At 62.4% G+C, this 9,508-nt stretch carries 9 protein-coding genes; 3 read left to right on the top strand and 6 right to left on the bottom strand.

The window, feature by feature from the left end:
• A partial coding sequence (locus tag EN991_RS11460) for a M17 family peptidase N-terminal domain-containing protein (RefSeq protein WP_281058795.1) occupies nucleotides 1–819 on the bottom strand: 819 nt, incomplete at its 3' end.
• Nucleotides 820–1,066: 247 nt separating this feature from the next.
• On the opposite strand from EN991_RS11460, the gene EN991_RS11455 reads away from it, so the two are divergent.
• Complete coding sequence (locus EN991_RS11455; protein ID WP_024503328.1) at nucleotides 1,067–1,969, top strand: LysR substrate-binding domain-containing protein; 903 nt, start codon at nucleotides 1,067–1,069, stop codon at nucleotides 1,967–1,969.
• 239 nt (nucleotides 1,970–2,208) lie between these two features.
• Nucleotides 2,209–3,666, top strand: a complete 1,458-nt coding sequence (locus EN991_RS11450; RefSeq protein WP_024503329.1) for an NCS1 family nucleobase:cation symporter-1 — start codon at nucleotides 2,209–2,211, stop codon at nucleotides 3,664–3,666.
• A gap of 38 nt (nucleotides 3,667–3,704) precedes the next feature.
• Here EN991_RS11450 and EN991_RS11445 read toward each other — a convergent pair whose 3' ends face one another.
• From EN991_RS11445 to tpiA, 5 genes are all read right to left on the bottom strand, one after another.
• Nucleotides 3,705–4,241, bottom strand: coding sequence for a DUF1697 domain-containing protein (locus EN991_RS11445; protein WP_127368771.1), 537 nt, complete (start codon nucleotides 4,239–4,241; stop codon nucleotides 3,705–3,707).
• A 10-nt stretch (nucleotides 4,242–4,251) separates the two neighbouring features.
• Nucleotides 4,252–5,889, bottom strand: a complete 1,638-nt coding sequence (locus tag EN991_RS11440; protein WP_013531733.1) for a CTP synthase — start codon at nucleotides 5,887–5,889, stop codon at nucleotides 4,252–4,254.
• A 137-nt stretch (nucleotides 5,890–6,026) separates the two neighbouring features.
• The gene (locus EN991_RS11435; protein WP_063172119.1) at nucleotides 6,027–7,154 is read right to left on the bottom strand and encodes a L,D-transpeptidase; all 1,128 of its coding nucleotides are present in this window, start codon (nucleotides 7,152–7,154) and stop codon (nucleotides 6,027–6,029) included.
• A 209-nt stretch (nucleotides 7,155–7,363) separates the two neighbouring features.
• Entirely contained in the window at nucleotides 7,364–7,834 is a 471-nt protein-coding gene (gene secG / locus EN991_RS11430; protein WP_013531735.1) for a preprotein translocase subunit SecG, read from the bottom strand.
• A gap of 170 nt (nucleotides 7,835–8,004) precedes the next feature.
• Nucleotides 8,005–8,772, bottom strand: a complete 768-nt coding sequence (gene tpiA / locus EN991_RS11425; RefSeq protein ID WP_127368770.1) for a triose-phosphate isomerase — start codon at nucleotides 8,770–8,772, stop codon at nucleotides 8,005–8,007.
• A 145-nt stretch (nucleotides 8,773–8,917) separates the two neighbouring features.
• On the opposite strand from tpiA, the gene EN991_RS11420 reads away from it, so the two are divergent.
• On the top strand, nucleotides 8,918–9,508 hold a 591-nt coding region (locus EN991_RS11420; protein ID WP_206519190.1), incomplete at its 3' end, for a SurA N-terminal domain-containing protein.

Below are 9,508 nucleotides of genomic sequence, written 5' to 3'. Positions count from 1 at the left end.
GCCCGAATCGAAGCAGACGCCCTTGCCGACGAAAGCGAGTGGTTGGGCGGGAGCACCCTTGCCCCGGTAGCGCAGGACAGCGACCCGCGGCGGGCGCGCCGAGCCCGATCCGACAGCAAGAAGCGCGTTCATGCCGAGCTCCTTCAGTTGCGCGGCATCAAGCATTTCGATGTCGATGCCGGCTTCACGCAGGGGCTCAAGATGATCGTGGAAATTGTCGGGATGGAGGTGGTTCGGCGGCAGGTTGACCAGGGTGCGTGCATATTCGACGCCGTCGGCGATGGCATTGATCCGCGCCAGCGCCGCTGTCAGATCCGGGCCGCGAGCCCCTACCAGTTTCACCCGCAAGGTTCTATCCGCTCCCGCCCCTTGCCGCCGGTTGCGCATATCGAAACGATAGCGGCGCAGCCGCATGCCAAGCGCGACACGCGCCAGGATTTCGGCGCCGGGCAGGTCAACGCCGGCGATCGGGTCCAGGACCAGGGTGGGCGCGCATTCCCCCTTGCCCTCGAGATGCGCGGCAAGCAGACCGCCGGCGCGCGCCAGTGACAGGGTGGTTACGGCTTCAGCTTTGCCCAGGGCCAGGACGACCACGCGCTTGGTCGATACGGACTGCGGGGCAATAAGATCGATGCAGGTGCCGGATTCGGCCAAGGCGGCCGGGTCGGAGCAGGCGCGCGAGAGAATCCCGCCCATCTCGGCATCCAGGGTGGACGCCCGCGGGCCGAAGCCTGTTTGGGCAGTTTGCAAGATCACGACGACGGAGGCGGCGGAAATCTCGTCCGCGGTCTCGAAAACCGGCGCTGGCGATTGAGGCATAGGCTGGCGCTCTCTTCAATTGCGGCAATACCAGCCGGGTAGCGAGCAACGCTTCGCTCACTCCGGTGGAGACTGGTCAAGCCGGTCTCCGCCGTTCGTGGTATAATGCCGGTCCCCAAATAGTCGCTTTCTTGAGACGACTTAATTGCTCTTGTCGTCTGGGTATCCCCTAACAGGGCAGGCGATCAAACGCGAATTCCGCCCATGTCGATTGACAAAAACTCAACTCACAATTCATGATCGGCCAATGGCCCTTCCCTCACTCAATGGCATGCGCGCTTTCGAGGCCGCCGCTCGCCTCGGCAGCGTCAAGGACGCGGCGGAAGAACTGCATCTGACACCCTCGGCTGTCAGCCGGCACATCCGCGCGCTTGAACGAAATCTTGGCCAAGACCTGTTCGAACGCGGTTTTCGCCAGATAACGCCAACCATAAGGGGCTCCTACTATGCGCGCAGCCTCTCGGAGGCATTCGAAGCGATCTGGCGCGCCACCGATGACGTCAGCCTCTCCGAGGGGTCGCGCCACGGCAAGATCCAACGTGTCCGGGTCTTGTGCGTGCCCACCGTTCTGAACCTTTGGCTGGCGGACCGGTTGCCGAACTTTCGCCGGTTGCATCCGTCGGTGGATCTGGAGATCTCCACTTCAGGCAAGCGCGCCAACTTCGATTTGGCCATTGTCGACGAGTTCGTCTACAAGGCCGGCCCGGCTCTGACGCTGCTGATCCCGCTGCTTTTGACGCCGGTCTGTGCGCCTTCGCTTCTGGAGGGGCCTGTGCCGCTGCGATCGCCGGCCGATCTGGTCAATCATCATCTGATCCATGAATGCGAAACCATGAGATGGAAGCGTTGGCTGGAGCAGGAAGGCGTTCTGGAAACGACGCCAAAATCCAGCACAACATTGGATGATTGCACCCTGATCATGCGCGAAGCGATCAATGGCGCCGGAATAGCGCTTGCGGACACGATGATGGCGCAAGATTTTCTGCAGCAAGGCAAGCTGGTCGCGCCGTTCCGTGCCCGCCACACCTATCCGGCCGGCATTTACCTGCATCAGCGTCGCAGCATCGGCAACAAGCCAGGCACCGGTCTGTTTCAGGATTGGCTGCTCGCCGAGGTCGCGGACCACAAGCAGGTGATGGCAATCGCTTAGATGCCCCCAACCGAAGATGTCGGGAGCCACCGCTTCAGATTGGAATCCCCGCGTCGAACCTCGACTCATCCGTGGTTCAGCGATGACCCACCATCGCCGTGCATCGATAATCGCAGTTCTCATTGAATATCTTTAAGGCCAAAGCCGGCAAATAGGTTGCTTGTCGGTTCCCCTGCGGCAGGCTTAACCTGCACGCGGCCAACGCGTGAGGGCGCGTGCTGCAAAAGGGGAACATTGCCATGACGATACAGGGTGCTTCACCTGATCTGTACAACGAGGATCTGGCTCCGGCCAAAGTTCGAAACTGGGGACCATTCTCGATCTTCAACGTCTGGACGTCGGACGTCCACAGCCTTTGGGGCTACTATCTTGCCGCCAGTCTGTTCCTGTTCTGCGGCGGCTTCGTCAATTTCATCATCGCCATAGGCATCGGCTCGCTGATCATCTACGCGCTGATGAACATGGTCGGCTATGCCGGCGTGAAGACGGGCGTGCCCTACCCCGTGCTTGCCCGCGCCTCTTTCGGCATCTGGGGCGCCAACATACCGGCGCTGGTGCGCGCCGTCGTCGCCTGCTTCTGGTACGGCGCGCAGACTGCCGCCGCCTCGGGCGCGATCGTGGCGCTGCTGATCCGCACGCAATGGTTCGCCGATTTCAACGCCAGCACGCACTTCCTCGGTCATACCGGCCTGGAGGTGATCTGCTTCGTGGTCATCTGGGGGCTGCAATTGCTGATCATCCAGAACGGCATGGAAACGGTCCGCCGCTTCCAGGATTGGGCCGGCCCCGCGGTGTGGGTGATGATGCTGATCCTGGCGATCTATCTCTGTGTCAAATCCGGGAGATTTGCCTTCACCAGCGACATCCCCATGGACGTGCTGCTGGACAAGACGAAGGATGCGGGCGTGCCCGGCACGCCTGGCTCCTGGACCTCGCTGTTTGCGGTGGCCGCGATCTGGGTCACCTATTTCTCGGCGCTCTATCTCAATTTCTGCGATTTCGCCCGTTACGCGCCTGACAAGGCATCGCTGCGCAAGGGCAACATCTGGGGCCTGCCGATCAACCTGATCCTGTTTTCTCTGGTGGCCGGCGTCACCACCATTGCCGCCTTTGACGTCTATGGCGAGGTGCTGCTGCATCCCGACCAGATCTCGGCGAAATTCGACAGCTGGTTCCTGGCGGCGCTCGCAGCCCTGACCTTTGCGGTAGCAACGCTTGGCATCAACGTCGTGGCGAACTTCGTCTCGCCGGCCTTCGACTTCTCCAATGTCTTTCCCAGGCAGATCGACTTCAAGAAGGGCGGCTATATCGCGGCCGTGATCGCCCTGCTGCTCTATCCCTTCGCGCCATGGGAAGGCAGTGCGGCTTCCTTCGTCAACATCATCGGCGCGACGATGGGGCCGATCTTCGGGGTGATGATGGTCGACTACTACCTGATCCGGAAGGGTGAGGTCGACGTCGAGGCGCTTTATCGCGAAGATGGCGAATTCCGCTTCCAGGGCGGCTGGCACGTCAACGCCTTCATCGCCGCGGGCATCGGCGCCATCTTCTCGTCGATCCTGCCCAACTTCACCAACTGGCTGCCGTCCTGGTGGGGTGTCTATGGCTGGTTCTTCGGCGTGGCGATCGCCGGCATCATCTACTACGTGCTGCGCACCGCCGCTTTGGGCGCCGGCGCCAGGACCGCGAAGGCCTGACAAGGTGAATTTTGGGGCGGCGAGAGCCGCCCCAAAACCTACCCGAGCATCTCGGCCAATCTGCGCACCGTGTTCCAGTTGCGCGACGTGCCCGTGCCCATGCGCTTGTGATTCATCGCCGCAAGCAGCCGCGAGCTTGGCCTCTCGCGCGAAAAGACGACCCAGATGTCGCCGCCGACCGAAGTCACTTTTTCATCCACGCCGGCATAGGCCTGGAGCCCCGTCACGGCCTCCACGGGCGCAGGCTTGCGCATCACCCGTACAGCCACCTGATCGCCTGCTTTGGCCGAATCGGCCGGGAACGGATTGCCGGCGGCAAGCTTCAGCCAGTCCTCGGCACCACGCACGATGATGTCGACATGGCGGCCGAAGGTTTTTTCGAAGGCTGCCTCCAGCCGCTGTTCAAGGTCGGCAATATCAGTTGCCGGCGCCTCGAAGACCAGATTTCCGGTCGCCACCAGGGTGCGCGGGTTCTTCAGCCCGAGATCTTCCGCCATGGCCTTGAGGTCGGCCATGACGACCCGGCGGCCCTCGCCCAGAATGATGCTGTAAAGCAGCGCGACATAGGTCTGCATGGCCGACCGGCTACACCAGCCGGCTCTGCTCCACCGCCGCCTCGATGAAACTGGCGAACAGCGGATGCGGGTCGAGCGGCCGGCTTTTCAGTTCCGGGTGATACTGCACGCCGATGAACCAGGGATGGTCGGGATACTCGACTGTTTCCGGCAGCACGCCGTCGGGCGACATGCCGGCAAACACCAGGCCGCAATCCTCAAGCCGCTCCTTGTAGTCGACATTGACCTCGTAGCGGTGGCGATGGCGCTCGGAAATCTGCGTGTCGCCATAGATTTCGGCGATCTTGGAACCCTTGGCGAGCTCGGCCTGATAGGCGCCGAGCCGCATCGTGCCGCCGAGGTCGCCGGTTTCGCGGCGCTTCTCCAGCATGTTGCCTTTCAGCCATTCGGTCATCAGGCCGACGACCGGCTCCTCGGTCGGACCAAACTCGGTCGAAGACGCATGCTCGACGCCGGCCAGCGACCGCGCCGCCTCGATGCAGGCCATCTGCATGCCGAAGCAGATGCCGAAATACGGCACTTTTCGCTCACGCGCGAACTTCGCCGCCAGGATTTTGCCTTCCGAGCCGCGCTCCCCAAAGCCGCCGGGAACCAGGATGCCATGCACCTTTTCCAGCCACGGCGTCGGATCCTCCTTTTCGAAGATCTCCGATTCGATCCAGTCGAGCTTGACCTTGACGTGATTGGCCAGGCCGCCATGCGACAGCGCCTCGATCAGCGATTTGTAGGCGTCCTTGAGGCCGGTATATTTGCCGACAACGGCGATGGTCACCTCGCCTTCCGGATTGTGGATGCGGTTGGACACCGCCTGCCACGGCTCCATGCGCGGCTTCGGCGCCGGATCGATGCCGAAGGCGGCCAGGACTTCCGAATCGAGCCCTTCCTTGTGATAGGCCATCGGCACGTCGTAGATATGCGGCACGTCGAGCGCCTGGATCACGGCACTTTCGCGCACATTGCAGAACAGCGACAGTTTTCTGCGCTCTTCCTTGGGGATAGCGCGGTCGGCGCGGACCAGCAGGATGTCGGGCGCGATGCCGATGCCGCGCAGTTCCTTGACCGAATGCTGAGTCGGCTTGGTCTTCAGCTCACCGGCCGTCGGGATATAGGGCATCAGCGTCAGATGCACGTAGACGGCATTGTTGCGCGGCAAGTCGTTGCCGAGCTGGCGTATAGCCTCCAGGAACGGCATCGCCTCGATGTCGCCGACCGTGCCGCCGATCTCGCACAGCACGAAATCATAGTCGTCATTGCCGTTGAGGACGAAATTCTTGATCTCGTCGGTGACGTGGGGGATGACCTGCACGGTGGCGCCGAGATAGTCGCCGCGCCGCTCGCGCTCGATGATGTTCTTGTAGATGCGGCCGGTGGTGATGTTGTCCTGCTGGTTGGCGGAGCGGCCTGTGAAGCGCTCGTAATGGCCAAGATCAAGATCGGTTTCCGCACCATCGTCGGTGACGAAAACCTCGCCATGCTGGTACGGCGACATCGTCCCCGGATCGACATTGAGATAGGGATCGAGTTTTTTGATGCGTGCGCGATAGCCTCGCGCCTGCAGGAGAGCCCCAAGGGCCGCTGCGGCAATGCCTTTTCCAAGTGAGGAAACCACGCCGCCTGTGATGAATACATATCGCGCCATGGGAGTCATCGCTTAACGCGGCCGGATTGATTCCGCCAGAGAAAAAACCACCGCGAAGGTTTTTTCCCAAGAAGGCGCTCGGATCGTGAACAGGGCAAAACAAAAGGGCCGGCTGAGCCGGCCCTTTCGGCAGGATGACGAAAACGTCAGATGATGACGACCTTGGTGCCAACCCTGACGCGGCTGTAGAGGTCCATGACGTGCTCGTTGATCATGCGGAAGCAGCCATTAGAGGCGCTGGTTCCGATCGACTGCGGCGCGATGGTGCCGTGGATGCGCAGATGCGTGTCCTTCTTGCCGTCATAGAGATAGATGGCGCGGGCGCCGAGCGGATTCTGGCCACCGCCAGGCATGCCGTCCTTATACTGGCCGTAATGCTTCGGCTCGCGCTTCTGCATGTCCAGCGTCGGGATCCAGCGCGGCCATTCCTGCTTGTCGCCGACCGCGACCGTGCCCTTGAACTGCAGGCCCTCGCGACCGACCGCAATGGCGTAGCGCCGCGCGGTGGAAGATGATTCGACGAGGTAAAGGCGCCGCGCGCTGGTGTCGATGACGATGGTGCCGGCATCGTAACCAGTGAATTCCACGTCCTGCGGCACGAATTCCGGCTTCACCTTGAACTGCTTCTTGGCCTCCCTCTTGGCGAGAGCCTGATCGAGAGCCCGCGTCTCGGGAAGATAGCTTATCGAGGAGCCGGACGACGTCCCGCCGAAAAGGCCGGCGAACAGGCCGCCGCCGCTCGGCTTCTTCTGGCCGATGACTTCGCTGCGCAGTTCGCCATTGTTGCCGGTCAGGGCGACGTTCATGGCCTCCGCCGGAAGCGGCTCGGCCGACTGGATCGGCGCTATCGGTTCGATAGGCTCGATGATCTTGGCAGCCTGCTTCCTGGCCGGCTTGGCATCGGCCACCTCGGTTGCCGGCGCGCTCTTGCCCTTCTTGGCAAGGAACGCCTGCCGTTCCGCGTCGGCCTTGGCCTTTGCCGCCTCGCGCATTGCCAGCTTCCTGGCTTCGAGCGCCTTGGCTTTGGCGGCTTCCTTGTCGGCAACGATCTTGGCCTCGATCTTCTTGATCTGGGCGAGGTCGTCGGGCGTCGGGTTTTTCTTCTTCTTGAGAAGCTTCAGTTGCGACGCATCACTCTTGACGGCGATGTTGATGGCAGAAGTTGTTTCAGCCGAAGGCTGTGCGGCCATATTGGCCGGAACGCCTGCGAAAGCGGGGGAACTCAAGCCGAGTGCGGCGCAAAGTCCCAGGAAAATGAAGCTGCGAAGCTGCATGGCGAAGATCCGATCGTTCTATGCTTGTTGCCACGGCGTCGCCCAGCGCCCCCCAAGGGCGCCGGAAATGCCGCGTGCAATCTATAGTCGAATAAGCGCGGCCGCCTCAAGCGTGGGGCCATGCCTCACCCCGTCGAATCTTCGTGATCTCGCTGCATTTGCCGCGACTGTGTTCAAACGACCACAGATCGCCGTTCAGGCACCGAGGACTACTGGTTTGGAACCTGCGGGGTCGCCGGTGCGGCGGGAGCCGTGCCGTTGGTCGCCGGCGGCGTCGAGCCGGCGGCAGGCGCAGTGGCCGGGGCAGTCGCAGGAGCCGAAGCATCGTTGCCGGAAGGCGGCGTCGGCGTGGTGGTGCCCGCGGGCGCCGGAGTTGTGGTTCCAGGCAACTGGTTGAGCACGCCTTTGCCGGCGCCGTCCGAGGTCGCCGGCACGCGGTCCAGGATATCGATCGGCTTTTCGCCGTAGCGGGCGACGATCGACAGGGTCAAGGAGGTGGCGAAGAAGGCAGCCGCCAGGATCGCCGTCGCACGCGTCAGCGCATTGGCCGCACCACGCGCGGTCATGAAGCCGGACCCGCCACCGATGCCGAGGCCACCGCCTTCGGAACGCTGCAGCAGCACCACGCCGACAAGGGCGAGCACGACCATGAGATGGATGACGATCAGTACGGTTTCCATAGTTTATCCTGGCAAGGCCTTGCCCGGCCGCGGACACGACCGGTGAATTGGAGGCGGCTCAATACAATGCTTTGACGGCATTTCCAAGCCCGTGGCCGGAATATGGGAAGCAACCCGTCCTTTGCAACGATTTCGTGCACCGGAAGCCCTGTCCGGCGGGGAAAATGTCTTCAAGCAATATTGCGATAGGCCTCGGCGATGCCGAGAAAGTCCGCCGCTTTCAGGCTGGCGCCGCCAACCAGCGCGCCGTCGACATTCCTGACGCCGAGCAGTTCGACCGCGTTGGAGGGCTTGACCGAGCCGCCATAGAGAATGCGCACCTTCGCCGCGACGCCGCCGAGCTTTTCCGACAGCTTTTCGCGGATATGTGCGTGTGCCGCAGCGACGTCGGCCGCCGTCGGCGTCAGGCCGGTGCCGATCGCCCATACCGGCTCATAGGCAATGATGGTGTTGGACGGGGTGGCGCTTGGCGGGACCGAGCCCTCGACCTGCCGCGACAGCACGTCCAGCGTGGCGCCCGCTTCACGCTGCTCATGCGTTTCGCCGACGCAAATGATGGCAACAAGCCCGGCACGCCATGCGGCGGATGCCTTGGCCTGGACAGTGGCGTCATCCTCGCCGCGTTGCTCGCGGCATTCGGAATGGCCGACGATGACATGGCTCGCACCGGCATCCCTGAGCATTTCCGCCGAGATGCAGCCGGTGTAGGCTCCGCTCTCCTTGGTGTGGCAATCTTCGCCGCCGGCATGCACCGGCGTGCGCGACAGGATCTCGGCGGCGTGGGCAAGCAGGGTTGCGGGAACGCAAACCAGCGCTTCGGTCTCCGCGTCAAGCCCACTAATGAAGCCGTTGCCGATCATCCTGAGCTCGTTGAGGGAGGCGCTGGTGCCGTTCATTTTCCAGTTGCCGGCGACGAGCGGGCGAATTCCTGGCGTCATGGGTTTGCTTCTCCGGATGATATCGGGGCTCTGGCCCTCACTACCAAAATCAGGCCACAAAGCAATCGACAGTGGGCCGGAAGGGCGCTATTGCGCTTGTTTCAGACTCGGCGCATGCGAAAATGCGCATAAATCGGAAGTAAAAATGCTTGGTATATTGAGAAGCGCGGCAGGCACCTGGGTCGCGAAGGGGCTGTTGGTGCTGCTGGTGCTCAGCTTTTTGGTCTGGGGCGTTTCCGGACGGCTGATGGGCGGTTTGGCCGGCCATGATTCGGTGATAACCGCTGGCGGCACCAAAGTGTCGATCAACGAATACCGTCTCGCCTATGATCGCCAGCTCGCCGTCATGTCGCAGCAGTTCGGCCAACGTCTCAGCCACGAACAGGCAAAGGCGCTCGGTGTCGACAACCAGGTGCTGGCGCAGCTCGTCTCGGGTGCCGTTCTCGATGAACAGGCCCGCAAGCTGGGCCTCGGACTTTCCAAGGACCGGCTGGCCGAGCTGACACGCGAAGACCCGGCCTTCAAAGGCCCGGGCGGCCAGTTCGATCGCAGAACGTTCGAATATATGCTGCAGCAGATTGGCATGCGACCCGAGGACTATTTGAAGAACCGTGCTCAGGTGGCGGTGCGCCAGCAGATTGTCGAGGCGGTCTCGGACGGCCTCAAGGCTCCGGACACTTTCTTCAAGGCAGTTGCGCTCTATCGCGGCGAAGACCGCACCATCGACTATTTGACG

The sequence above is a fragment of the Mesorhizobium sp. M7A.F.Ca.US.005.03.2.1 genome (assembly GCF_003997795.1).
Classification (GTDB): Bacteria; Pseudomonadota; Alphaproteobacteria; order Rhizobiales; family Rhizobiaceae; genus Mesorhizobium; species Mesorhizobium ciceri.
Note: the sequence above shows the minus strand (reverse complement) of the source record. Positions and strands in the feature narration are given on the sequence as shown.

Excerpts from the sequence above, each read along its gene's own strand:
- secG (WP_013531735.1), bottom strand. The coding sequence starts at position 7,834 with ATGGAAACCGTACTGATCGTCATCCATCTCATGGTCGTGCTCGCCCTT.
- tpiA (WP_127368770.1), bottom strand. The coding sequence starts at position 8,772 with ATGACGCCAGGAATTCGCCCGCTCGTCGCCGGCAACTGGAAAATGAAC.
- EN991_RS11450 (WP_024503329.1), top strand. The coding sequence starts at position 2,209 with ATGACGATACAGGGTGCTTCACCTGATCTGTACAACGAGGATCTGGCT.
- EN991_RS11440 (WP_013531733.1), bottom strand. The coding sequence starts at position 5,889 with ATGACTCCCATGGCGCGATATGTATTCATCACAGGCGGCGTGGTTTCC.
- EN991_RS11445 (WP_127368771.1), bottom strand. The coding sequence starts at position 4,241 with ATGCAGACCTATGTCGCGCTGCTTTACAGCATCATTCTGGGCGAGGGC.
- EN991_RS11435 (WP_063172119.1), bottom strand. The coding sequence starts at position 7,154 with ATGCAGCTTCGCAGCTTCATTTTCCTGGGACTTTGCGCCGCACTCGGC.
- EN991_RS11455 (WP_024503328.1), top strand. The coding sequence starts at position 1,067 with ATGGCCCTTCCCTCACTCAATGGCATGCGCGCTTTCGAGGCCGCCGCT.